The organism is Pedobacter terrestris (assembly GCF_052343045.1).
Taxonomy (GTDB): Bacteria; Bacteroidota; Bacteroidia; order Sphingobacteriales; family Sphingobacteriaceae; genus Pedobacter.
Genome location: NZ_CP180264.1, coordinates 704220 through 728431, shown reverse-complemented (window position 1 = coordinate 728431; position 24212 = coordinate 704220). Strand labels below are relative to the sequence as shown.

Annotated in this window: 20 protein-coding genes and 2 tRNA genes; 6 read left to right on the top strand and 16 right to left on the bottom strand. The window is 38.2% G+C overall.

Going from position 1 to position 24212, the window contains the following annotated elements; genetic code table 11:
* Nucleotides 1-28 precede the first annotated feature (28 nt).
* Complete coding sequence (locus ACJVDH_RS03200) at nt 29-1132, top strand: DNA alkylation repair protein (protein ID WP_443946130.1); 1104 nt, start codon at nt 29-31, stop codon at nt 1130-1132.
* Here the strand turns inward: ACJVDH_RS03200 and ACJVDH_RS03195 are convergent.
* The 6 genes from ACJVDH_RS03195 to ACJVDH_RS03170 all read right to left on the bottom strand — a co-directional run bounded on the left by ACJVDH_RS03195 (nt 1129) and on the right by ACJVDH_RS03170 (nt 9083).
* Nucleotides 1129-1584: an NUDIX domain-containing protein gene (locus ACJVDH_RS03195; protein WP_443946129.1), complete on the bottom strand. Its 456-nt coding sequence runs from the start codon at nt 1582-1584 to the stop codon at nt 1129-1131. The genes ACJVDH_RS03200 and ACJVDH_RS03195 overlap by 4 nt on opposite strands.
* Before the next feature lie 119 nt (nt 1585-1703).
* Complete coding sequence (locus ACJVDH_RS03190) at nt 1704-1895, bottom strand: hypothetical protein (RefSeq protein ID WP_443946128.1); 192 nt, start codon at nt 1893-1895, stop codon at nt 1704-1706.
* A 157-nt stretch (nt 1896-2052) separates the two neighbouring features.
* Nucleotides 2053-4140: a glycoside hydrolase domain-containing protein gene (locus tag ACJVDH_RS03185; RefSeq protein ID WP_443946127.1), complete on the bottom strand. Its 2088-nt coding sequence runs from the start codon at nt 4138-4140 to the stop codon at nt 2053-2055.
* A gap of 136 nt (nt 4141-4276) precedes the next feature.
* Nucleotides 4277-4795, bottom strand: coding sequence for a DUF2911 domain-containing protein (locus ACJVDH_RS03180; protein WP_443946126.1), 519 nt, complete (start codon nt 4793-4795; stop codon nt 4277-4279).
* Between the two features lie 33 nt (nt 4796-4828).
* A complete protein-coding gene (locus ACJVDH_RS03175) occupies nt 4829-6520 on the bottom strand; it encodes a sodium:solute symporter (protein ID WP_443946125.1) in 1692 nt (563 codons plus the stop codon).
* 85 nt (nt 6521-6605) lie between these two features.
* Nucleotides 6606-9083: a PIG-L family deacetylase gene (locus ACJVDH_RS03170; RefSeq protein ID WP_443946124.1), complete on the bottom strand. Its 2478-nt coding sequence runs from the start codon at nt 9081-9083 to the stop codon at nt 6606-6608.
* Nucleotides 9084-9310: 227 nt separating this feature from the next.
* Between ACJVDH_RS03170 and ACJVDH_RS03165 the strand changes: the two genes are divergently transcribed.
* Together ACJVDH_RS03165 and ACJVDH_RS03160 are read left to right on the top strand one after the other, a co-directional pair.
* A complete protein-coding gene (locus tag ACJVDH_RS03165) occupies nt 9311-10648 on the top strand; it encodes a sigma-54-dependent transcriptional regulator (protein ID WP_443946123.1) in 1338 nt (445 codons plus the stop codon).
* A gap of 58 nt (nt 10649-10706) precedes the next feature.
* Nucleotides 10707-12287 carry a M1 family metallopeptidase gene (locus ACJVDH_RS03160; protein WP_443946122.1) on the top strand — a complete coding sequence of 527 codons (1581 nt, stop codon included), beginning with the start codon at nt 10707-10709 and terminating at the stop codon, nt 12285-12287.
* Nucleotides 12288-12369: 82 nt separating this feature from the next.
* On the opposite strand, the gene ACJVDH_RS03155 is transcribed toward ACJVDH_RS03160, so the two are convergent.
* The 4 genes from ACJVDH_RS03155 to ACJVDH_RS03140 all read right to left on the bottom strand — a co-directional run bounded on the left by ACJVDH_RS03155 (nt 12370) and on the right by ACJVDH_RS03140 (nt 17074).
* Nucleotides 12370-12846: an acyl-CoA thioesterase gene (locus ACJVDH_RS03155; RefSeq protein WP_443946121.1), complete on the bottom strand. Its 477-nt coding sequence runs from the start codon at nt 12844-12846 to the stop codon at nt 12370-12372.
* A 219-nt stretch (nt 12847-13065) separates the two neighbouring features.
* Nucleotides 13066-15213 carry a glycoside hydrolase family 97 protein gene (locus ACJVDH_RS03150; RefSeq protein WP_443946120.1) on the bottom strand — a complete coding sequence of 716 codons (2148 nt, stop codon included), beginning with the start codon at nt 15211-15213 and terminating at the stop codon, nt 13066-13068.
* Nucleotides 15214-15354: 141 nt separating this feature from the next.
* Nucleotides 15355-16605, bottom strand: a complete 1251-nt coding sequence (locus ACJVDH_RS03145) for a DUF2130 domain-containing protein (RefSeq protein ID WP_443946119.1) — start codon at nt 16603-16605, stop codon at nt 15355-15357.
* 88 nt (nt 16606-16693) lie between these two features.
* Nucleotides 16694-17074, bottom strand: coding sequence for an OsmC family protein (locus ACJVDH_RS03140; RefSeq protein WP_443946118.1), 381 nt, complete (start codon nt 17072-17074; stop codon nt 16694-16696).
* Nucleotides 17075-17186: 112 nt separating this feature from the next.
* Between ACJVDH_RS03140 and ACJVDH_RS03135 the strand changes: the two genes are divergently transcribed.
* Together ACJVDH_RS03135 and ACJVDH_RS03130 are read left to right on the top strand one after the other, a co-directional pair.
* Nucleotides 17187-17555, top strand: coding sequence for a YtxH domain-containing protein (locus tag ACJVDH_RS03135; RefSeq protein WP_443946117.1), 369 nt, complete (start codon nt 17187-17189; stop codon nt 17553-17555).
* 390 nt (nt 17556-17945) lie between these two features.
* Nucleotides 17946-18518, top strand: coding sequence for a YdcF family protein (locus ACJVDH_RS03130; RefSeq protein WP_443946116.1), 573 nt, complete (start codon nt 17946-17948; stop codon nt 18516-18518).
* Nucleotides 18519-18611: 93 nt separating this feature from the next.
* Here ACJVDH_RS03130 and obgE read toward each other — a convergent pair whose 3' ends face one another.
* From obgE to ACJVDH_RS03100, 6 genes are all read right to left on the bottom strand, one after another.
* Nucleotides 18612-19607 carry a GTPase ObgE gene (gene obgE, locus ACJVDH_RS03125; RefSeq protein WP_443946115.1) on the bottom strand — a complete coding sequence of 332 codons (996 nt, stop codon included), beginning with the start codon at nt 19605-19607 and terminating at the stop codon, nt 18612-18614.
* Between the two features lie 70 nt (nt 19608-19677).
* A complete protein-coding gene (locus ACJVDH_RS03120) occupies nt 19678-20247 on the bottom strand; it encodes an adenylate kinase (RefSeq protein ID WP_443946114.1) in 570 nt (189 codons plus the stop codon).
* A gap of 433 nt (nt 20248-20680) precedes the next feature.
* Nucleotides 20681-20754 (bottom strand) — tRNA-Arg (locus ACJVDH_RS03115).
* Nucleotides 20755-20852: 98 nt separating this feature from the next.
* A tRNA-Arg gene (locus ACJVDH_RS03110) sits at nt 20853-20926 on the bottom strand.
* Nucleotides 20927-21024: 98 nt separating this feature from the next.
* Nucleotides 21025-21489, bottom strand: coding sequence for a redoxin domain-containing protein (locus ACJVDH_RS03105; protein ID WP_443946113.1), 465 nt, complete (start codon nt 21487-21489; stop codon nt 21025-21027).
* Between the two features lie 109 nt (nt 21490-21598).
* The gene (locus ACJVDH_RS03100) at nt 21599-22498 is read right to left on the bottom strand and encodes an SDR family oxidoreductase (protein ID WP_443946112.1); all 900 of its coding nucleotides are present in this window, start codon (nt 22496-22498) and stop codon (nt 21599-21601) included.
* 160 nt (nt 22499-22658) lie between these two features.
* On the opposite strand from ACJVDH_RS03100, the gene atpD reads away from it, so the two are divergent.
* Nucleotides 22659-24161, top strand: coding sequence for a F0F1 ATP synthase subunit beta (atpD, locus tag ACJVDH_RS03095; RefSeq protein ID WP_443946111.1), 1503 nt, complete (start codon nt 22659-22661; stop codon nt 24159-24161).
* Nucleotides 24162-24212 lie beyond the last annotated feature (51 nt).

The window sequence follows — 24212 nt, the reverse complement described above, 5'->3', positions numbered from 1 at the left end:
TTCTGCTTCGCTTACCTTTAGCAGCATTATGGCAGAACCACTTAAAAATCTTTATTCGGTAGTTTTCTACGATAAACTGAGCAACGCACTTTTGGAAGTACTTCCAGATTTTGATAGGCAACGATTTTTAGCTGGCATTTTCTCTGATGAATTTCCACAAATGGAACTTAAAGAAAGAATGCGCCATACAACGGTTGTATTACATCAATTTCTACCCGAAGATTTTTCTAAAGCCATCCAAATTATTTATCAGACAATTGACGTGCTAAGGCAGAGAGCAATTGGCGAAGACGGATTAGCCTTTATGTTTTTTGCAGATTATATAGAAACCTACGGTTTAAATGATTTTGAAACAGCCATTGAAGCGATAGAATTTATTACACAGTTTGTAAGTTGCGAATTTGCCGTGCGGCCTTTTTTGCTTAAATACGGAGAACAAATGCTCGCCGAAATGCTGAAATGGTCTACACACGCCAATCATAAAGTGAGGCGTTTAGCCAGTGAAGGTTCGAGGCCACGCTTGCCTTGGGCAATGGGAATTCCTCACCTTAAAGAAAATCCGGAAGTTGTTCTACCGATTTTAGAGAACCTAAAGAACGATTCTTCAGAATGGGTGCGCCGCAGCGTAGCGAACAATTTGAATGATATTGCCAAATCTCATCCCAATGTGGTTATTGATACCGCAAAGCGATGGAAAAACATTAGTGCAGAAACTGATGCCATCATTAAACATGGCAGCCGTACGCTTTTGAAACAAGGACATCCGGAAATTCTCCAATATTATGGTTTAAACCACCACGAAGTTGGTGTTTCTAATGTTATAATCCACAACCCTGAAATAAGAATTGGAGATAGCCTTGAATTTTCATTCTCATTGGCCAATCTGAAAAACATGGATCAAAAAATACGTTTGGAATATGCCATTTATTACAAAAAACAAAATGGTCAGAACACCAGAAAAGTATATAAAATATCAGAAAGAATTTATCCCGCAGGTGCGGAAATTATCATCACCAGAAAACAAAAATTTATACCCGTTACCACGCGGGTTTTTCACTCCGGCGAACACCATTTGGCCATAACCGTAAACGGTGCTGAAAAAGAAAAACACAATTTTGATTTAATCTTTTAAGCGAAAACGTTCATTACCTGATCCAGAAAATCAATCTGCCTCTCATTAATATACTTTTTAGCGTCGGCATATTTGAACCATTCGGCTTGGTCAATTTCCGGGAAAATTTGATTTTTACCAGACCGTGGTGGCCATTCTATCTGGAAAGTGTTGCTTTTGATGTTTGCCGCATCAAGATCTGCTTGCAAAGCCCAGCAAAATACTTTTTTGCCTCCTTTTTGAACGATGGGTTTCAATTCAAAAAAGTCTCCATTAATCTCTACGCCGGTTTCTTCAGCAAACTCTCGCCTGGCGGCCAGCAATGGCAATTCCTGATCGTCAATTTCGCCTTTGGGAACTGTCCAGAAACCTTCATTTTTCCTGGCAAAAAACGGGCCTCCGGGATGAACCAGAAAAAAGGCAATCTGACCATTAACTTTCTTAAACAACAATATACCGGCACTGCGTTTCATTTCTCGTAAAATTGTTTTTAAACCAGAAAACCACCGTTCCTGGTGGTTTTCAATTATATATTTGAGTTAAATTGTCTTGTTTTAAATCTGCAAATTAACTCTGCAAACGGGTATTGATTTTAAAGCAAACCATACAAGCCACTTGCATAAATGCGTAATGACGGCGAAACACTCTTCATCTTTTCAGGCGAGGGTCCCTTAACTTTGTAAGCTTCCGGATGAAGCTCTAACCCTTGATTGTCAACTTCCTCAATCTGTCTTTCACCTTTTAGATTGGTCATGTGTTCTTCGCTTATATTTAATGGAGCCATGTTATTGTGTTTTATATTGTCATAACATGAATCTCAACAATAAGTTTTGCGCACAGACCAATTTTTATTTCAATTTCTTACGAATTGACAATCTTTAAACAAATAACCTATGCACCGATTAAAATTACCGGTAATTGTGCAAGCCATACTGCATATTTTACTCTTTTTCTAAACTCGAAATCCAGTTTTCAGTAGCAGAAACCTCAATCGGTGTTGCACCGGCAACAATTTTTAAAATCCCTCCTGCATTAATCAACTCTTGCGTAATATAATTCTTATTGTAAGATTTGCCATTTAATGAAACAGACTGAATGTAGATATTTTTACGGCCAAAATTTTCTACTTCTACCTTAAAGGTTTTCCCTTTGGGTAAATTATACGTAACCGCCGGGAACAATGGAACGTTCAAATAATAAATTGGCCAACCTACGCAAGCAGGAGAAAAACCGCTTGCTGTAAATACATACCATGCACTCATTGCGCCGGCATCATCATCCATTGTACGTAAAAAAGCCTGTGGTTTATTCTGGTAAATTTTGCCAATGTAAGACCCAATTCCGCGGCTGTTGTCATTAAAATAATTTTGAATAACCGTATCTGCAGCCAGCGCATGCATCCAATATTGAGATTTATAACCTGCTTTGGTTACATTATACATTAACGGAACCTGTAAATCGGGTTCATTTGCATGGTTGTATAAATCGCGGTTAAAAAATTCATCCAGCTTGGCCAGATACGCAGATTCGCCACCATCCAATTCCATCAAACCTTTAAAATCATAAGGCACAAACCAACGGTATTGCCAAATTGTTCCCTGGTACAAACCGCGCGCCTGCATGCGGTCAACATCGCCTTTGCTTAAGTCTTTAAAATCTTTATTCCAATAAGTTTTATATTTAAGCGCTTTGTTTAGATACTGGGCAGATTTTTCTTTGTTTTTCAGAATCTTAAAAATTTCTGATAAAGCCCAATTGTCATAGCTGGATTCAAGCGCTTTATCTGGAGATTTGTAATCAAGTCCGTCAACTTCTTTAACAAGCGAATCCGCAATTTTTTTAAAGTCGACCGGATAACCTTTTCTATACGCATCCAATAAAACTACAATAGCGTGTTCAGACCGTACGGTATTTGATGGTTCTGTTTGTGTCGCATAATCTTTTTTACCGGAGTTATACAAATCTGCAATAGAGGATACAATACCTGGATAACGATCTTGTGCAATTAAGGAAAGTAAAGGCAATTGCGTGCGGTAATTGTCCCAAATGGCCCAACCGTTATAACGGATTTGTTTATCTTTTTGCTCTTCACCTTTGGTATTTCTGTACGTACCGTCTTTCTCCGAAATTACATAGGGCGATTGCATTGTGCGATACAATAAAGAATAAAAAAGTTTTGCACTTTCTGCATCACCGCTCACCGCAATCCTGGATAAATTTGTATTCCAATCGTTATTACTTTGCTTGCGAATCTGATCAAAAGTGGATTTGTTAAGGGCCGCTTTCGCCGCGGCTGCACTTACTGATGAGAAAGCAATATTAACTTCTGCAGATGAAGTTTCGTTTTTTAGAACAGCAATTAATTGATGCGTAGACGCCACATTGATTTTGCTTACATGCTCAATTTCAAAAGCATAAAACAATTTGTATTTCCCTACATTACATGTAGTTTTAGACGTAATCCATCCGCTTACCACATGTCCATCTATTTGATGTTCTTCGGCAACAAAAGCGCCATTAAAGGCATAAGATAAATCTATAAAAAGGCCTTTTTCTCCTGCCGGAAAGGTATATCGTTCTTTACCGGCATTTCCCAATACACTAATTTCTGCTTTAATTTTATTCTCGAATCCAACGGTATAATATCCCGGACTGGCTTGTTCAGTTTGTTTAATCAATTCTGTTTCTGAAGGATTATTGCCCAGAAAAGGTTTGATAAAAATATTTCCACCAGAACCCTGGCAACCTACACCTTCAAAGCGGTTATGTGTAAAACCTTCAAATTTTTTAGCGAGAAATTCATAACCTGTATGCGTTTTAGGATACGTTTGCGGACCAATACTGAGCATGCTAAAAGGATAAGAAGCCGCCGGCGACATTTGTCCGTGGTCTCCTGACGATCCCAGAAATACATTAACCTGATCTACCGGACGAATATTTCCAGCAACAGAATAATTGGCTTTCTCTTGAGCTAAAACGTTTAAATGAAAAATTAATAAAATGGATAAGACCGGAGTAAAAAATTTCATGAATGTGTTTGGATTGATTTATTCGACCAAAAATAGCGTTTTAAGATTAAGTTGATATTATGTTTTCAGTTCGTTACAAAAGGGCAAAAAAAAACCATCCCGATTCGGAATGGCTTTTAACAACTTTAGTTTAAAATTATTTAATGTTTACCGGAACGGAAATTTTATCCCATTCTAAAGTAAATCCAGCTTTGGTAATTTTGTAAACCAAACGCTCTTGTGTAGCTTTTAAAGCTTTAGTTTTTACTTCAACACGTAAAGCATCTTTTGCTTCTTCATATTTGTAAGCGCCCCATTGTTTTGGTTCTTTGTTGAAGATGGCTGTCCATGTCCCGCTTTCTTTCGGGATCAGGAAAAAGCTGTATTTACCTGCAGCCAAAGTTTTACCCTCAACCATAATGTCTTTGTCGGTTTCGAAAGTTGTTGCCTCATTTGCGCCTGCACGCCAAACTTTGTCATAAGCTTCTAAACCACCCCAAATTTTACGGCCTTTAACAGATGGACTGCTGTAAGCAATTGTAATGTTGGCATCTTTAATTTTACCTGTAACGGTTTCTGCCGGACTTGGTTTTGGCTGAGCATCTTGCGCCATTGCACCAGCCGAAACTGTGATTGCCGTAACCAGCAATGCGATAGATTTAATCATTCTTTTCATAGTACTATATATTTGTTTTTTGTTGTTTAGATTTTACGAATGTATGCGTTTGGTAGGATAAAACCATAATCCTAATGTCGAAAATAGAATTACTGCAATGGCACCTACAACATTTAACCAAAGGAATGAAACTACATCAAATCCATAAACGGCAATCACCGTAACCTCTGATAAAATTGCTGAAATAAATACGACTGGCCCGCTAACTCTTTTCACATAAAACGCGACCAGAAAAATACCCAAAATAGGGCCATAAAATATTGAACCCAAAACATTTACCGCTTCTATCAAAGAACCCATTTGCGTTGCAAACATGGCAACAGCAATAGAAAATATACCCCAAGCTAAGGTATGTAATCTACTATATTTAAGCTCCAGTGTATCATCCAACTCTTTTTTTATAAAGAGCAAATGAATGTCTTTTAATGAGCAGGCAGCTTGTGAATTTAATGCAGCAGAGATAGAACCCCAACTGGCCAGAAATATAACCGCAAATAACATCCCGATTAAACCAACTGGCAGTGTATTTTTTACGAAATACAGAAAAATGTAGTTGGTATCGGTTTTCTCTGCATTCAGATTGGTTTTGTTAATTGCATCTTCTACATTGCTGTGCAATTGTTTCACCGCTTGTTGCGTAGCATTAAATGCTTTAACGGTTTCTTCTAAATGTGGCGCATGTGCGTTTTTCTGTTGCAGAATTAATCTGGATTGTTGATTAAAAGTATTTTGGAGTTGCTGGTGTTCTTTCTCAAAAGCAGAAGCCTGTTCTGGCTGTGTTTCTTTTAAATACTGGTAGGCGCGTTCATTAAAGTAAATTGGTGCCGGTTTAAGGGAGAAAAAAGCAAAAAGCAGTGCACCAATTAAAAGGATTCCAAACTGCATTGGGATTTTAACCAATCCATTAAGCAACAAACCCATTTTTGCATTGCTATTGTCTTTCGCCGTAATGTAACGCCCAACCTGACTTTGATCTGTACCAAAATACGATAAGGACAGAAAAAAACCGCCAATTAAGCCACTCCAGATATTGTATTTGTCTTTCCAATCAAAATGGGTAGTAATAACATTAAGTTTACCCGACTTTCCGGCAAGGAAAAGTGCATCCTTAAAACCAATATTTCCGGGCATGTTCTGCACCAGTAAATATCCGGCGAAAGCCATCGTTCCTAAGATAATGATAAACTGCAGTTTCTGTGTATGTGCAATTGCCTTAGCGCCGCCTACGTAGGTGTAGATCAGTAAAATTCCTCCCGTAAGGATATTGGTAAGATAAATATTCCAGTTCAAAACACTTGCCAGAATAATACTCGGCGCGTAAATACTGATTCCTGTAGATAAACCACGCGAGAACAAAAACAGCAATGCAGTTAAAACCCTTGTTTTCTTGTCAAAACGTTGTTCTAAATATTGGTAGGCCGTATATACATTTAAACGCTGGAAAATAGGAATAAACGTAATACAGATTACAATCATGGCAAGCGGCAATCCAAAGTAATATTGTACAAACCGCATTCCATCGGTGTAGGCTTGGCCGGGTGCAGACAAAAAAGTAATGGCACTGGCTTGTGTTGCCATAATGCCGAGCAAAACAATATACCAGGGCATTTGGTTATCGGCCTTTAAATAAGAAGCGTTACTTTTCTGCCCGCGGCCAATAAAAACGCCGTACACGACTACTGCAAGCAGTGTTGCGATGAGTACAATCCAATCTGTATTGCTCATGCCCAGAATTTAGTAAACAAATAGTAAAATATAATCTGGAATAGCAATGCTAAAGCCAGTAAAACATACCAGGTTTTCCAGTTTTTCATTTTACACCAGCAGAAATAAAATTAAAAAACAAGCGTGCAGCGCCAACATTTGCTGCCGGAAGTTGTCTGAAAAATGCCAGTGGCGAATAAATAAAATTTCCTTTACCAACTTTAGCGTATAAAGTAGAACCTTGCAAGGGTTCTTCGTCTGTATCGTGCATTTCGAAAAGTGGTTCGTATTGTTTATCCCAACGATCCGCAAAGTATGCGCCACGCTCTTGCACCCAACCTTTAAAATCCTCGGCAGTAATTTTATTTGGATAATTCATTAGTCTCGAATCCGGAAGAAGTATTTTAACCGCTGCATTTTCTTCGGTTACGCGTTTGTTGGCAATGCTAAATGGATACGGACCAAAATCCTGCAATACCATATCTTGTAAGGTATTGTATTGCATAACAATTGTACCACCTTTTTCCATGTATTGACGCAATGCATCTTCCCAAACTTTTATTCTTTTTTCGGTATTAATTACCCGAACGCCAGTAACAATTGCATCATAAGTAGCCAATTTTTCAGCATCAAGAATATCGCCTTCATCCAATACATCAACCTGCAAACCTGCTTCGCGTAAAAATTCCGGAATTAAATCTCCTGCGCCTTGCAGGTAGCCAATTTTCTTTGCTGTTACTTTAATGTCGTCACTTTTAAGTACAAAGGTTGTGGCCGGTACAAAATATTGTAAACTCGGCACATGCGGATATTGTATCAATACCTGTTTCTTGTTGAAAACCTGTCCCCCAAAATTGACCTCTGCATCCATCTTAATTCTGTCAGTATTGATTTTCGTCAAATCATTTTTCTGAATCTCTGCATCAGAATTTATGTTCTGTTCCTTTGAAAGCGCCAGATTATTGCTGTTTACAGTCTGATTGTTGTATCGAATTGAAGATTTCCCATCCGTTAAATTAACACCGCTATTTGATTTATAATTTAGCGTTGCTTGCAAGTTTGATCCATTTTTGGCGAAATAAGTTGGTTGCGTAAACCTAACTTCTACTGCAGGCACAATTCTTAAACCCTCTACAACATCTCCACGTACCGGATCTAACTTTTTGTACGAAAGTGGAAGCTTAACACTAAAACTTTCTCCGGAGATTTTTAACGTTAACCGTACAAACAGAGGCGATTCAGCTTCTGGTAAACCGATTAAAGTATCATTCGGTACACTGTACATTGCTGCATTTTTCGCGGGTTTAGCCAACCAATATGGTTCTGTAAGTAAGGCATCGGCCGGAATGGAAAGCGCTTTTTCTATTGTAATTAAAGAATCTGCAGCAAGTAATCTATTTGCTGTTTCGGGTTTCCCTAACCAATCTATATTTTCGATTACAACAGGTTGAGTACTGCGCGAAATTACATTTAGTCTGAAATTGAGATGCTCGCCTGCAACGGCTTCTGGTTTGCTGGTAACTACCTCGCCCATAAAACCAGAACAACCTAAAATAATATCGTCTATCTCTTGAAGTTTATCTTGACGCAAGTCCATATCTTTCAATTTTTGGATTTTCTTGCGGATGGCAATCAGTTCGGGTAAGCTTTTGTTTGGTTGAACAAAGTTGAATTTGGAAATAACCAAATCCAATGCCGCATCAATCTCCTTCATTCCTTTATCGCTCCAGCTTTTTGCTAAACCATCAAATATTCCGTTTTTAGCCTGATCGCCCGCTACGTGAACAAAATATTCTGACCGAATCCCCGCAACAGACTGTGTGCCTGCACCCTGACTTTTGTGTAAACTGCGACTTAAACCCGCAAGCTCGCCATATCCCATTCCAATTTGCGGATCGTATTGCCCAACGGTAACTTTTAGCTGATTTTCTGATGTAGTATTTACGCTACCAAAACGGAAAGTATTCCATAACAAGCGTTTTGGCTGCCATACAGAAACGTATTTGAGTTGATTTGGAAACTTTTTCGGATCGGCTGCTGCTTTAAAAGCTAATTCTGCAACTACCGCAGATGCTGCATGTTGCCCATGCCCGGCAGCAGCAGTTGGCGGGAAACGGCAAATAATGACATCTGGTCTAAACTTACGGATTACCCAAACTACATCTGCGGTAATACTGTCGGCATCCCATTGTTTAAACGTGTCTTTAGTATTTTTTGAAAAACCAAAATCTATTGCGCGGGTAAAAAATTGCTTTGCACCATCAAGTTTACGCGCTTCAAGCAATTCATGTGTGCGGATTAATCCCAGCGCCGCACCCTGTTCTGTACCTAAAAGATTTTGGCCCCCATCCCCTCTTGTTAGCGATAAATAAGCCGTTTCTACATCTTGCTCGTTTACCAACCAAGAAAGCAAACCCGTATTTTCATCGTCGGGATGTGCTGCCAAATACAACACTTTTGGCATATGTTTGAGCATTTTAAGCGCTCTGTAAATTTCTGAAGATTTTGCTGGGCGTACCTGTTGTGCAGAACAGAATCCGGCCACAGCCAACACCAATCCTATAGTTGTTAGCGATTTTAACATGTCATTTGTTTTGTGCACTCAAATATGCTAAATCGCTTTCATTTGTCAGTCTAGGAAACGAAAAAGGTACAATATCCATACAGATTACTGATAAAAGGGTCGATTTCAATATCAGTTAAATCTGTCGTTGTAAACTCTCAATTTTTTCCATTCTAATCTTTTTTTGCATCAATTTTAGTTCAAAGAATCGTTATTATTATCCTTAATATTGCCTTAAAATTTCAGCTATGGACGGATCGGTGCTCATTATTGACGATGAGAAGAAAATTTGCAGTTTACTTTCCAGAATTATTGAACTTGAAGGTTTTAAAACCTTGCAGGCGAATACCGGCAAAGAAGGAATGAAATTGCTTAGTGCAAACGATGTTCGTATCGTTATTAGCGACGTTAAACTGCCTGATGTTAATGGAGTAGAACTGGTAAAAGAAATAAAATTATTAAAACCCTACGTAGAAATTATTAACCTTACCGCTTACGGAACCATATCTGACGGCGTTTTGGCCATAAAAAATGGTGCATTTGACTATTTGGTAAAAGGCGATGATAATGATAAAATTATCCCTTTACTGTACAAAGCAATGGAAAAATCTATTCTGCGCCAACTTAAGTCCGCCACAGAAAATCATCAATCAACGAAGCATCGTTTTGAGACAATAATTGGTGAATCAAAAATTTTAAAACTGGCAATTGAACTTGCTAGAAAGGTAAGCAAATCAGATGCAACTGTACTTCTTCTGGGCGAAACAGGAACAGGAAAGGAAGTTTTTGCGCAATCTATACATGCAGAAAGTACACGTTCTGGCAAACCTTTCGTGGCATTGAATTGCAGCGGATTTAGTCCGGATTTACTGGAAAGTGAACTGTTTGGTTACAAAGCGGGCGCTTTTACCGGAGCAAATAAAGACAAAAAAGGATTGCTTGAAGAAGCCAACGGCGGAACTTTATTTCTGGATGAAATTGGAGAAATGAATTTAGACCTTCAGGCAAAACTGCTACGTGTACTCGAAAACCAGAATTTCATTAAAATTGGCGACACCATTTCTCGCCAGGTAAATGTTCGTATTCTGGCTGCAACCAATAAAGACTTGAAAACAGATGCAGAACAAGGAAAATTTAGATCAGATCTGTATTATCGTTTGTCCGTTTTCACGATCAATCTTCCGCCACTGCGAGAAAGAAAAACCGATATTCCGCAACTTGCCAGATATTATTTGAAAACATTTGCACAAAAAATGAATTATCCAGAAGTTAATCTGGATGAAGATTTACTGGATATATTGGTTGCTTACGATTGGAAAGGCAACATCCGCGAGTTAAAAAATGTGATAGAAAGATTGATTATTTTATCCGATGATGGCCGGTTATCTCGCGCTGCACTGCCACCGGAAATTTTTGAATCTACAACGGTGCCCAACAATTTCAGTTTGCAACAAATTGAAAAACAACATATCCAGAAAATGCTGCTATACACGCACGGAAACAAAACAGAAACGTCCAGACTGTTAGGTATTGGATTAACCACTTTATACCGCAAAATAGAAGAATATCAAATAAAAGACGTATAAAGCTTTACCTTTACAGCGTTATAATAACCAAATTACTTAGCTGATTCATGTATATTTTATGAGAAAACACGCACTTACATTTCTAATTACCTGCATTACCATTGCCGCTTATGCACAAGAAAATTATTGGCAACAAAACCTGTCATACAAAATTGATGTACAATTAAACGATTCTGATAAAACTTTAAAAGGGTATGAGCAGATTGTGTACAAGAACAACTCGCCTTCTACCTTAAATTTTATCTGGTTCCACATTTGGCCAAATGCATATAAAAACGAAAGCACTGCACTTTTTCAACAAATCAAAAATGATGAATCGAGAAAGAAAAAACTGCAAAAAGTTTCTTACGGTGCTATAGAGGGATTGAATTTTAAAATAAATGGCCAATCTGCAAAAGTTGAGGCACACAGCAATCCTCAATACATAGACATTGTAAAAGTTTTGCTTCCAAAACCTTTAAATCCTGGCGATTCCATTAATATTTCTACAGATTTCAATGTGAAATTGCCGAGTTATTTTTCTCGTTCTGGTTATGCCGATACTGAATTTATGGTTACACAATGGTATCCTAAACCTGCCGTTTTTGATAAAGATGGATGGCATGAATTTCCATATCTGGATATGGGCGAATTTTATAGCGAATATGCCAACTATCAGGTAAATATTACTTTGCCTTCTACTTATGTTGTAGCCGCAACTGGCGTACTGCAGAATGCTGATGAACTTGAATCTTATAAAAGCATCGGTACAAAAAATGCAGCTAACCGCAACAATAAACCAGCCTTATATGTAGCTAAAGAAAAAGGCAATAAAACATTGAGCTATGCAATTCAGAACGTGCCCGATTTTGCCTGGTTTGCAGATAAAGATCTCGTTATTCAATACGATACCATTAAATTGGAGTCGGGAAAAGTAATTGATGCTTTTAGTTATTACCACAATAAACCCAATACGCTTTGGGCAAAAAGTATAGATTATATCAAAGACGCCACCAAAAGATATAGCAAATGGATTGGCGAATATGAATATCCCGTTGTGCAGGCTATTGAAGGACCGAAAAACAATTCGAGCGGCGGAATGGAATATCCTACCGTTACTTTGATAACCAGTCCGGATGCAAAAGCAGAAACACTAGATGCCGTGATTACGCACGAAGTTGGCCACAATTGGTTTATGAGCATGTTGGGCAGTAACGAGCGCATGCACACCTGGCAAGATGAAGGTTTAAACAGTTATTTCCAGTTTAGATATGAGGCAGAAAAATATAAAAGCAATTCTATTTTTGGGGATAAAATACCTGAAAGTATAAAAGCTTTGCCAGCAGATCAGTTTCAGGCAAAAGTTTACAATGCCCTTTCTGGTGTACCAATGCAATCTGCAATTGAAACACCTGCGGCCGATTTTAAAACTTCTGATGAATACGGATTGATTTCTTATGCCAAAACAGCATTGTGGTTATATATTTTGGAAGATGCCGTTGGACGAGAAAAGATTGACAAGGCTTTTCAGTATTATTTTCAAACCTGGAAAAACAAACATCCAACGCCCGCAGATTTAAAAGCCTCTTTTGAGCAATCATTAGGTACAAACCTCGATAAATATTTCGACTTACTTCAACATCAGGGAAGTTTTAAATAATGGCGATTTAATTCAAAAAATAAGTGCTCTTGTCTACAGACAGAGCGCTTATTTTTTTGGACCTAAACTCAGCAAAAACCTATTATGCAATATATGGTTCCATTTCTTTATCGATGCTTTTACGCAATTCCATCAATTTAATGGCATATCCATGCATGGCAACTTCAGCATCCGTTTTAGGCTTAAACGCCGGAATGGGTTTTGGTTGTCCATCATCATCTACAGCAACAAAAACGATAATACAATGCGTATTTTTTACAAAATCGGCAGCACCAACAGGTTTTGAATAGGCGTCTACAGCAATGTGCATACTGGTTTTACCGGTGTAAATAATTTTGGCTTCCATTTTTACCAAATGGCCAATATGAACAGGATGAAAAAAGCGGATGCCACCAACATAAACTGTTACGCAGTATGATTGACTCCATTGCAATGCGCAGGCAAAAGCCGCCTGATCTATCCATTTCATCATCATTCCGCCGTGAACTTTACCTCCGTAGTTTACATCAGAAGGTTCACTTAAAAATTGAAGTTCGATGTGATTTTTGGTCCTTGCCATGTTTTGTTTGTTTAAGTTTTTTAAAATTTTAACTGCAAAGGGAGATTAAAAGCAAAGAAAAGTGTTTCGTCTAAATTATATGTTTCCAGAATGTAAAAGACTTGCCGCAGCCTGCAAAAGTTAAATTTTCCATCTGCCTAGAATTGGTCTATAACTGCAAAGAACATCAGGAAATGCTTCATGATGTTCTTTGCAAAAAAATAAGTTTATAAAAATCAATTACTTAGCCATTACACTTATGGCATAACCGCCACCAGGTGCGCAATATTGAGTCAACTTACTTTTTTTAGTTACTTCTATTTTACGGATAACATAGGCCTTAGGGTTTTTCTCGTAATGCGCATCTTTTGCATCGGCATAAATTGTGGCTACATATTTTTTACCCGCATCCAGAAAGCTGAAGTCAATTTTAGAAGTGCGACCATTTTCATCACAGGTACTTCCAATAAACCAATTGTCTTTTCCTTTTGCCTTGCGTGCATACGTGATGTAATCTCCCGGTTCAGCTTCCAATACTTTAGTATCGTCCCAATCTACAGCAACATCTTTAATAAATTGAAATGCATCCATGTACTTATTGTACGTTTCTGGTAAATCTGCTGCCATTTGCAGCGGACTATACATTGTTACATATAAAGCTAACTGGCGTGCAAGTGTACTGTGTACAAAAGAATTATTTTCTGGATTATATGCACTTACTTTGGTTTCAAAAATTCCAGGTGTGTAATCCATTGGTCCGCCTATTAAGCGTGTAAAAGGCAAAATGGTCGTATGATCGGCATTATTACCACCAAATGCCTCATATTCTGTACCGCGTGCAGATTCATTTCCAATCAAATTTGGATACGTTCTGGCCAAACCCGTTGGGCGAACCGCCTCATGCGCATTTACCATAATTTTATAATCGGCAGCTTTCTGTACAGCGTACAAATAATGATTGTTTAACCACTGACCATAATGGTGTTCGCCACGTGGAATCATATTGCCCACATAACCACTCTTCACAGCATCATAACCATTGGCTTTCATAAATTTGTAGGCTGTATCCAAATGCCTTTCGTAGTTGCGCACGGATGATGACGTTTCGTGGTGCATAATCATTTTCACATTTTTACTTGCCGCATAGCGATGCAATTCCTGAACGTCAAAATCGGGATATGGTGTAATAAAGTCGAAAACAAAATCTTTGGTTTTACCAAACCAATCTTCCCATCCTTCATTCCATCCTTCTACCAAAACAGCATCTAATCCATTTTTAGCCGCAAAATCAATATATTCTTTCACGTGTGCGGTATTTGCAGCGTGTTTTCCATTGGGTTTTGTTTTTGAATAATCGGTAACGCCAAGTTGCACACTGGTTAAATCGTTATAAGCCCAGGTACTTTTACCGGTAATCATTTCCCACCAAACGCCGACATATTTTATTGGCTTAATCCAGGAAACATCTTTGAATTTTGTTGGTTCGTTTAAGTTGTAAGTTAGTTTAGATGTTAAAATATCGCCAGCTTTATCGCTCACAATAATGGTACGCCAAGGCGAAACGCAAGGTGCCTGCAAATAACCTTTATCGCCGATTGCGTCTGGCGTTAACCACGATTCTAAAACCATATTTTTATCATCCAGATTTAGCGACATTAACGAATAATTGATCAACGCTGCTTCATGGATATTGATATAAAGGCCATCTTTGCTTTTCATCATCAAAGGCGTTTGCAATCCGGTTGGCGAAAATGTTGTTTGCGATGCATTTGGGGTTACAGCATCTTTCATTTTAGCCCGTACTTCTGATAAATTTGAGGTTACCGTACTGTATTCCTGTGTATCATAATCACCAGGCAACCAGAATGCTTTATGATCTCCGGCCAGCGCAAATTGTGTTTTCTCTTCTTTGATCACAAAATAATCCAGATTTTTCTGCTCCGGAAACTCATATCTAAAACCCAAACCATCGTTAAATACGCGCATGCGAACAATGATAAATCGGTTGGTTTCTTTTTGCGTAAGCGTAATCGCCAATTCATTGTAATGGTTAACAATTTCTTTTACCTCGCCCCAAACAGGTTTCCAGGTTTCATTAAAAGTAGACGTTTTCGTATCTGTGATGGAAAAACTATTCATTAAAGATTTACCTTCTTTTAGTTCTAAACCCAGTTTACTGGCTTTAATTACATCTTTACCTTTATACTTTAAAGTGTACGTTGGCACGCCACCTTCAGCCAAAGAAAAATTAGCGACTATATTCGCATCAGGCGATTTTAATTCCTGTCCGGAAACGTTCCCGGAAAATAGAAAAAGGCAAATAATCGCTAAAAATTTGGAGAGGCTAATCGCTTTGTTGTTTTTATTTTTATTCACTTTGTATTTCATTTATTTTTTATTCTATTTTGATCGTGCTGTCATTGCGAAGCTGATTTTTCATCAGCTGAAGCAATCCCATTTGTATATACCTATTCAATATGATTGCTTGGTTCCTCGCAATGACGAATTCTTTCTTTTTAGTTAATTTTCCTAATCCAATAACAAAGTGTCATCTTCATCTGTGAGACTCAGTTGAATACTATCGCTACCTGCAATGCCTTCTATAGAACCTCTAATGTGCGTTGCATTTAGTAATACTTTTTCCAATTGTTTTTCTCTCGCTTTCCATAAGCGTTCCATTGCATCACGCTCGCGTTGAATGGAAAGTTTCATGCTCATAAAACCTTCTCTAATTGCTTTCCATTGTTCTGAAAATTCTGCACCGGTTAAATAATCGTATAACATATGCATTTTATCGCCCCGGTTTTCCTGAGATTTCATTGCACTGGATAAGCGCAAAATCCCATCACGAAGCACGTATGCAACAGCATTTACTTCTTCGAAAGAGCAAATCCAGACACCATCACGCTGACCGAAACAGTCCATACCTTTCGGGTAACATTGACTTACAATAACGGCAACATCTACGCCCATGCTGCGCATGTCTTTTTTTAGCTTTTCAATCCAGTCGCCACCAAAATCTTTAGTTCTTTTACTCTCATAAATGATTTTACCACATTCTTGTCCAAATTGGTTGCGAACAACTTGCACACAATCTGCACCTCTAACACCTTTTCCTACTTCTTCAATCAAATCAAAAGGGAAATTGCTGCGCAACAACTCTTCCAGAATAAGTTCTTGCACTTCGCCTTGCAATTGCATACTGCCTTGCTCCGCTTTGCGCTTCATTTCTTCGGCAAGTTTTTTCTGGTCGTCTAATTGTTTTTCGAGTTCTTTCAACCTAAGCTGATGTTCGGTTTCTTTTATGCTATTTTTTTCGGCTTCCTGCTTGCGGATTTGCTCCACAAGTTCGTTTCTCTGTTCCTGAATTTTGCGTTGAAAAGCCAATTCCATTTCTTCTTCTTTAAGCTTTAAACTTTGTTCGCGTTTTAAAAATTCCAGTTCTTTTTCACGCGCCAGTCTTAGCTTTTCCGCATTTTCTATGGCATTTCCCTCCAGCATTTGCAGCTTGGTTTCAAAATCTGCCGAAATACTTTTCCGAAGATTTTCTTCCAGATTTTCTTTCAGTTTATTCTTTTCATCCGCCAGCTTAAGATCAAAGTTTTTTTGCTGCTGTTGTTTGTCCAGTTCTAAAGTGGCCAGCTTACGTTGAAATTCTTCATCCTTCTGTTTGGTGAAGCTTAACATCTTCTCACGCAGCTCTTTCTTATAATCTTCGGCCATGGCTTCCTCCATTGGGAAAACATGTGCACAGTTCGGGCATTTAATTTCAGTAGGCATAATTTATTATTCAGAATGGGCGACTGCCGATTTTTACAAAGATATTAAAGCTTTTCAGCTTTGCGTACACGAGTTTTGCACTAAGGTGTTATAAAACTTTTGAGCGGATTTCGTTTCCCTGAGCTAAAATTTTACTTACCGGGCATTTCTGTGCAATATCTTCCAAACGTTCTTTTTGCTCTACAGTTAAACTTCCGGTGCAAACAATTTGTTCAAAAAAAACCAGCTCACCATTTTCTGTATCTGTATTGACTTCTACTTCGATCTGATCAACCGGCCATTCTTTACGATCGGCATACATTCTAAGTGTAATCGCCACGCACGATGCCAATGAAGCCATTAACAAACCTTTTGGAGCAAAGCCCTGGTGTGTACCGCCAAGCTCTATAGGTTCATCTACGATAATTTCATGCGAACCGTTTGTAACTGAACACGCGTAATGTTCTTTTTTGATTGTTGCCTTAACCATATTCTTTGATTTTGGCTTTAAACTTAACAAATATTACGCCTACCAGCGATCGGTTTTTCATTTTCTCAAACATTCTTTTAGGAGTTTTGTTCCTTTTTAAAAACAGATTGCTATGAATTACAGAAAGTTAATAGAAAAATGCATAACGCATAAATCAGATAAAAATAATGCCCAGATTGCCATTGCATTGGTTGCGGGTTTAGCAGCAGGCGCTGTAATAAGCGTATTGTTCGCACCAGACAGCGGAGCTGGAACACGTGGAAAAATCGCCTCAGGTGCAAAAAATCTTCGGTATGGATTTCAAGACAAGTACAACCTTTTAAAAGAAAAGGTCTTTGGTGTAGAAGCGATTGAAGAAGATATCGTTGCACAAGAAGTTCCTCATTTTAAACATCAGACAAAGGCGAAACGCAAATCCAACATCAAAGAGATTCTGGAAAATGCGCATGAAGACCCTCAGGTACAGGAAGGTCAGGGATAAATGAAGAATTACAATCCTCAGGTTGGAAATTTATATTCCAACCTGAGGATCAACGCACCGGCTGCACATCAACAAATACTCGATGTTGACAATGTTTCTGCACTTGTAAACAGAAATTCTCTGCTTTTTTAGCGAAGTTTCGACTTTTTTTTAAAATCACGATAATAAATCTGGATAGAATTGATTTTTTCGTGATTTTTGATGCAAAAGCGAAACATGTTATACATCCTTTCCAAAATCCTTCTCTTTCTTACAAAACCCCTGATTTGGTTTTTTTGTATTGCAGCAATTGCATTGTTCAATAAAAATAAAAGGATATCTAAACAATTGTGGATTTTGGCCACGCTGATGCTTTATTTTTTTAGCAACGTATTTATTGTTGGCAAAATCATGAATACTTATGAAGCCGGTTATCCCAAAAACCAAAACTATGATGTAGGTATTGTACTCGGTGGTTTTTCAGGCTTCAATAAAAGAAATCAATCGATAGAATTTGGTGGCGCCGGCGATCGGCTTTTCCAGGCAATTAAGCTTTACAAAAAAGGAAAAATAAAGTATTTTTTGTTGAGCAGCGGAAATGCGAACCTGATAGATAACGCAATTAAAGAAGCAGAACTGGCAAAGGTTTATTTAAAGGGACTTGGTATTCCGGATTCTTCAATATGGATAGAAAATCAAAGCAGAAACACGATAGAAAATGCCAAATTCAGTTTAGCTTTGGTTCATCAAAAACGGCCAGAAGGAAAAATATTGGTCATTACAAGCGCGTGGCATATACCACGTACAAAAATGATTTTCAATCGCTTTGCAACACAACCTATAGCTTATTATCCTACAGGATTCTCTTCTGGAATAGAATATGATTTCGGAGACATCGTAATCCCAAACGCGTCTGCGCTCGGCACCTGGGATATATTAATCAAAGAATGGATTGGATTAGTTGTAGACCGGTTTAGGAACTAGCAGTTTTGGTTCATTGGCCATTTGTTCATTAGTCATTGGTCTAATGGCGTTAATGACCAATTCACTAATGAGTAATGAACAAATGGCAAATATTTATCCTTCAATAGCTTTCCAAAGCATATCTTTCAATTCAGTAATTCCTTTTTCAGCAACAGATGAGATGAATATGGAAGGAATTTCAGGAAGATCTTTTTTCATTTCATCCATGAGTTCTTCATCAAGCATGTCTGATTTTGTGATGGCCAAAACATGTGGTTTTTGCATCAACTCTGGATTGTAAGACAGCAATTCACTTTTTAGGATTTCATATTCTTCTTTGATGGTTCTGCTTGTATCGGCAGGCACCATAAATAATAGTACGGAGTTCCGCTCGATATGACGAAGGAAGCGATAACCCAAACCTTTACCTTTTGAGGCACCTTCAATAATTCCGGGAATATCGGCCATGACGAAAGACCGGTTATTGCGATAGCTTACGATACCTAAATTGGGCACAATTGTAGTAAAAGGATAATCGGCAATTTCTGGCTTCGCCGCAGAAACTACAGATAACAAAGTAGATTTACCAGCATTTGGGAAGCCTACCAAACCTACATCTGCCAATACCTTTAGTTCAAGAATGTTCCAAACTTCTGTACCCGATTCTCCGGGTTGTGCAAAGCGAGGGGTTTGCTGCGTTGGCGTTTTAAAATGTGCATTGCCCAAGCCGCCACGTCCACCAGCAGTAAGAATTTTTGTTTCGCCATCTTTAGTAATTTCGAACAAAACTTCTCCGGTTTCTGCATCTTTAGCAATGGTACCCAAAGGAACTTCCAGAATTTCATCCCTTCCCTGGCGACCAGATTTATGAGAACTACCTCCGGCAAGGCCGTCTTCGGCAATAATATGTTTGCGGTACTTTAAGTGTAATAAAGTCCAGATGTGTGTACTTCCTTTAACGATGATATGGCCCCCACGACCGCCATCTCCGCCATCAGGACCGCCCATAGAGGTTAAAACATCTCGATGCAAATGTGCAGAACCCGCACCGCCCTTGCCGGAACGGCAACAAATTTTAACATAATCTACAAAATTCGATCCTTGTGACATATACTTACACGTTAAATAAAAAAAGGCGGAAAAAATAAATCCTTCCGCCATTTACTATAATTTTTATATTTTAGAATTTATCGATAACAGCGCAAAGGTTGCTAAATATCGTTTCTATTTCTCCTATTCCATCAACTTTGTTCAACTTACCTTGCTCCTCATAATAAGGTAAAACATGGATGGTTTTATCAAAGTATTCTGCAATACGTTTTTTCAATTTCTCGGCATCATCATCGGGTCTGCCGCTAGTTTTATGGCGCTCTGCAATCCGTTTAGAAAGCTCTTCCTGATTTACATTTAAAGCAATTACGCCGGAAATTTTGCTGCCTTTACGTTCTAAAAACAAGTCAAGTTCCTGAGCCTGAGGAACTGTACGCGGAAAACCATCAAATACAAATCCTTTAGCATCCGGATTTTTATCTACCTCTTCTTCCAACATCGCAATTGTAATCGCATCCGGCACCAATTCGCCATCAGCCAACAATTGACTCACTTTCTGTCCTAATTCGGTTTGATTTTTTACGTGTGCACGAAATAAATCGCCAGTTGAAACATGTACCAACTGATATTTTGCAATCAGCTTTTCAGATTGGGTGCCTTTACCCGCACCAGGAGGGCCAAACAGAACTAAATTAAGCATTCAAATTGTTTAGGTTGTCTTCAAAAATTCAAAAAGCCATATTTCTGTGGCTTTGGTAAAATTAGAAAGCAAATTATCTAATCAGAATTAAATAATATCTCCTTTCGAGGCTGCAAATATATAATTATTAATTTAGATGGAATTGAAAATTGATATTTTTATTTAAAAACTAGGTGACTTTTAAGTCTTTACAACTGCTTTTGAAAGATCATAAACAAATGCTTAACAGATACAGAATTTTCTTTTAGCGAAACGTTGTTTTAACAAACCGCTTTAACGATATAGAGAAAATATTTTATGTTCCTTTCCAACCTAAACGGATTTATCACCGATAAACAAGGCTTATTTCCGATTCTAAAATCGTTCTAAAAAGTTGCAGATCTGGGAAAGCCTTAAACTGAAAAAGCTTCAGATCTCTCTAAAGCTTTTAAAGTGCACTCGTAGGGATTCGAACCCCAAACCTTCTCATCCGTAGTGAGATGCTCTATCCAATTGAGCTACGAATGCAATTTTCGTATCGTTAACGAATTGCAAAATTTAAACAGCTTTCAATGAAGCTGTAACGTTAACCAAAAAAGCTTCAGATTTCTCTAAAGCTTTTCTTGTGCACTTGTAGGGATTCGAACCCCAAACCTTCTCATCCGTAGTGAGATGCTCTATCCAATTGAGCTACAAATGCATTTCCGTATCGTTAACGGACTGCAAAGGTATAAATCGAGTTTTAATTTTCCAACTATTTCAAACAAAAAAGAGAAAGAAAATTAAAACTTAATTGCATTAACTTTTTAAAGTTTTATTAATTGCTTCAAAATCAGGAAGATCTTTTGCATCTTCCAAAACCTCAGCGTAAGCAATTTTACCTTCTTCATCAATTACAAATGCTGCACGTTTAGAAACACCTTTTAACCCAAAAGCAAATTCTTCGTAAAAAGCGCCAAAAGCAGCAGAAACTTCTTTATTGAAATCAGAAAGCAATGGAAACTGATAAGCCTGTTCTGCCTTAAATTTAGCCAAAGAAAAAGGTGAATCTACAGAAATACCCAAAACCTGAGCATCAATACCTTCATAATAAGAAAAATTATCTCTCATGGTACACAGTTGTTCTGTGCAAGTTCCGGTGAAAGCCATCGGAAAAAAATGAATGATTACTTTTTTACCTTTAAAAGCAGATAAAGAAATTTCAGTTAATTCCGAACTGTATAGTGTAAAGTCTGGGGCGGTTTCGCCAATTTGTAGTGCCATTTTCTATATTTATTTAAAATTTGTTTTTGGGGATATTAATTTTTGCTTGTGTTTAATGCAATTGCTATTCAACAACATTCTCTGAATTAATTTAGTTTGAATGAACATTTTATTTAATTTGTTTATTCAGGATTGCCAATCCTTCTTCAAAACTGTGCGGGCGGTAACCCAATTCAATAATCGCTTTATCTAAACTGAAACCTGTGCGCCGCGGGCGTTTTGCCGTTTGGTTTAAACTTGCCGAACTGATCTCTGCAATCGGCGATTGATCAAGCTTCCAGAAACTGGCAACTTTACGCACCAATTCAGATACACTCATATAATCTTTACCAGAGATGTGATAAAAACCTTGCGCTTGTTTTTCTACGGCCAACAAACATGCCTCTGCAAGATCTTCTGCTAAGGTTGGCATGCGCCATTGATCGTTTACAACCTGGATTGCACTTCCGCTTTCCAAAGCATTTTTTGCCCAAAGCACAATATTGCTTCGGCTCATATCTGTAATTACGCCATAAACCAGAATCGTTCTGATGATTGCCCAATTGCCTTCAAAAGACTTGACTAAATCTTCTGCCAGTACTTTAGTTTCACCATAATAACTAATGGGATTTACAGCATCTTCTTCAGCATATGGACCGTCTTCTCCATCAAAAACAAAATCAGTACTGAGATGAATAAAGTGAATAGTATAGATTTTACAGATTTTAAGCAATAATGCAACGGCATCTACATTGAGTTGATGCGCGGTTTCTTTGTCGGCTTCGCAAGCATCAACATTGGTTAGTGCAGCTGTGTGTATAATTGCATCTGGTTTATACAATTCAAGAAGATAACGAACACGGTTTTCATCCAGAATATCCATAGATTCATATACATAACCTTCCTTAATTGGATAACGGTTTGCGCCTTTTGATGTTGCAATAAGGTTTGCCCGACCTTCTGCAACAATTTTCTCGGTTAATTTCTGCCCTAAGAGGCCGTTACTGCCCGTGGTTAAAATCGTTTTCATACCTCAGATTATGCGTCTAAAATATCTAATAAATCTCTGTTGAAAAAATTTATAATATATATTTAAAATATAGCAATAATAACTTAACTTTGCCAACCGAATTGAGGCCCCTTAAACCAGCTTTAATTCATTGACTGTAATAAATTTACCCACAACAGATATGCCTAACTTAGGAAAAATAGCACAAATTATTGGCCCAGTGGTTGACGTTAGCTTTGCTGATGATGCCCATCTACCTAAAATTTTTGATGCATTAGAGATCAAGAAAGAAAACGGACAGAAGATCGTTTTAGAGGTTCAACAGCACTTAGGTGAAGACCGTGTACGTGCAATTGCGATGGACTCTACAGATGGTTTGGTGCGTGGAATGCAAGTAGTTGATACAGGTTCTGCGATTAAAATGCCAACAGGCGATCAAATCAAAGGCCGTTTATTTAACGTAGTTGGTGAAGCCATTGATGGTATCAATGCTGTAGACAACAGTAACGGTAATCCAATCCACGCTGTGCCGCCTAGGTTTGAAGATCTATCAACAGAAACTGAAGTACTTTTTACAGGTATCAAAGTTATCGATTTATTAGAACCTTATGCAAAAGGCGGTAAAATCGGTTTGTTTGGTGGTGCAGGTGTAGGTAAAACAGTATTGATTATGGAGTTGGTAAACAACATCGCAAAAGCTTACGCAGGTTTATCTGTATTTGCGGGTGTTGGTGAGCGTACTCGTGAGGGTAACGATTTGCTTCGTGAGTTTATCGAATCTGGCGTTATTAACTACGGTGACGATTTCTTGCACTCTATGGAAAAAGGAGGCTGGGATCTTAACGCTGTAGATACTGAAAAATTAAAAGAAAGTAAAGCAACTTTGGTGTTCGGTCAAATGAACGAGCCTCCTGGTGCACGTGCACGTGTTGCATTATCAGGTTTAACTGTTGCAGAATATTTCCGTGACGGTGATGGCGAAGGCGCAGGAAAAGATATTCTTTTCTTCGTGGATAACATTTTCCGTTTCACACAGGCAGGTTCTGAGGTATCGGCTCTTTTAGGCCGTATGCCATCTGCGGTAGGTTACCAACCAACATTGGCTACAGAAATGGGATTAATGCAAGAGCGTATTACATCTACTAAACGTGGTTCAATTACTTCTGTACAGGCGGTTTATGTACCTGCGGATGATTTAACTGACCCGGCTCCGGCAACAACATTTGCCCACTTAGATGCAACAACAGTATTGTCTCGTAAAATTTCTGAGCTTGGTATTTATCCTGCAGTAGATCCATTGGATTCTACTTCACGTATCCTTTCTCCTGCAGTTTTAGGCGATGAGCATTACAATACGGCACAACGTGTTAAAGAAATTTTACAACGTTATAAAGAACTACAGGATATTATCGCAATCTTAGGTATGGACGAATTATCTGAAGAAGATAAATTAACTGTACACAGAGCGCGTCGTGTTCAACGTTTCTTATCTCAACCTTTCCACGTAGCTGAGCAATTTACAGGCTTAAAAGGTGTTTTGGTTGACATTAAAGATACCATCAAAGCATTTAACATGATTATGGATGGCGAAGTTGATGAATATCCGGAAGCTGCATTTAACCTGGTTGGTAGCATAGAAGATGCTATCGAAAAAGGTAAAAAATTATTGGCAGAAGCGAACTAAGAAACGCGGTAAGCATGAAGTGTTAAGCGTTTAAATGCGCTACGCCCCACG

Coding starts and splice junctions, on each gene's coding strand:
- ACJVDH_RS03195 (WP_443946129.1), bottom strand. CDS start 1,584: ATGAAACGCAGTGCCGGTATATTGTTGTTTAAGAAAGTTAATGGTCAG.
- ACJVDH_RS03130 (WP_443946116.1), top strand. CDS start 17,946: ATGAATACTTATGAAGCCGGTTATCCCAAAAACCAAAACTATGATGTA.
- ACJVDH_RS03170 (WP_443946124.1), bottom strand. CDS start 9,083: ATGTTAAAATCGCTAACAACTATAGGATTGGTGTTGGCTGTGGCCGGA.
- ACJVDH_RS03105 (WP_443946113.1), bottom strand. CDS start 21,489: ATGGCACTACAAATTGGCGAAACCGCCCCAGACTTTACACTATACAGT.
- obgE (WP_443946115.1), bottom strand. CDS start 19,607: ATGTCACAAGGATCGAATTTTGTAGATTATGTTAAAATTTGTTGCCGT.
- ACJVDH_RS03185 (WP_443946127.1), bottom strand. CDS start 4,140: ATGAAATTTTTTACTCCGGTCTTATCCATTTTATTAATTTTTCATTTA.
- ACJVDH_RS03140 (WP_443946118.1), bottom strand. CDS start 17,074: ATGGTTAAGGCAACAATCAAAAAAGAACATTACGCGTGTTCAGTTACA.
- ACJVDH_RS03190 (WP_443946128.1), bottom strand. CDS start 1,895: ATGGCTCCATTAAATATAAGCGAAGAACACATGACCAATCTAAAAGGT.
- ACJVDH_RS03135 (WP_443946117.1), top strand. CDS start 17,187: ATGAATTACAGAAAGTTAATAGAAAAATGCATAACGCATAAATCAGAT.
- ACJVDH_RS03160 (WP_443946122.1), top strand. CDS start 10,707: ATGAGAAAACACGCACTTACATTTCTAATTACCTGCATTACCATTGCC.
- ACJVDH_RS03120 (WP_443946114.1), bottom strand. CDS start 20,247: ATGCTTAATTTAGTTCTGTTTGGCCCTCCTGGTGCGGGTAAAGGCACC.
- ACJVDH_RS03100 (WP_443946112.1), bottom strand. CDS start 22,498: ATGAAAACGATTTTAACCACGGGCAGTAACGGCCTCTTAGGGCAGAAA.
- ACJVDH_RS03175 (WP_443946125.1), bottom strand. CDS start 6,520: ATGAGCAATACAGATTGGATTGTACTCATCGCAACACTGCTTGCAGTA.
- ACJVDH_RS03150 (WP_443946120.1), bottom strand. CDS start 15,213: ATGAAATACAAAGTGAATAAAAATAAAAACAACAAAGCGATTAGCCTC.
- ACJVDH_RS03145 (WP_443946119.1), bottom strand. CDS start 16,605: ATGCCTACTGAAATTAAATGCCCGAACTGTGCACATGTTTTCCCAATG.
- atpD (WP_443946111.1), top strand. CDS start 22,659: ATGCCTAACTTAGGAAAAATAGCACAAATTATTGGCCCAGTGGTTGAC.
- ACJVDH_RS03200 (WP_443946130.1), top strand. CDS start 29: ATGGCAGAACCACTTAAAAATCTTTATTCGGTAGTTTTCTACGATAAA.
- ACJVDH_RS03165 (WP_443946123.1), top strand. CDS start 9,311: ATGGACGGATCGGTGCTCATTATTGACGATGAGAAGAAAATTTGCAGT.
- ACJVDH_RS03180 (WP_443946126.1), bottom strand. CDS start 4,795: ATGAAAAGAATGATTAAATCTATCGCATTGCTGGTTACGGCAATCACA.
- ACJVDH_RS03155 (WP_443946121.1), bottom strand. CDS start 12,846: ATGGCAAGGACCAAAAATCACATCGAACTTCAATTTTTAAGTGAACCT.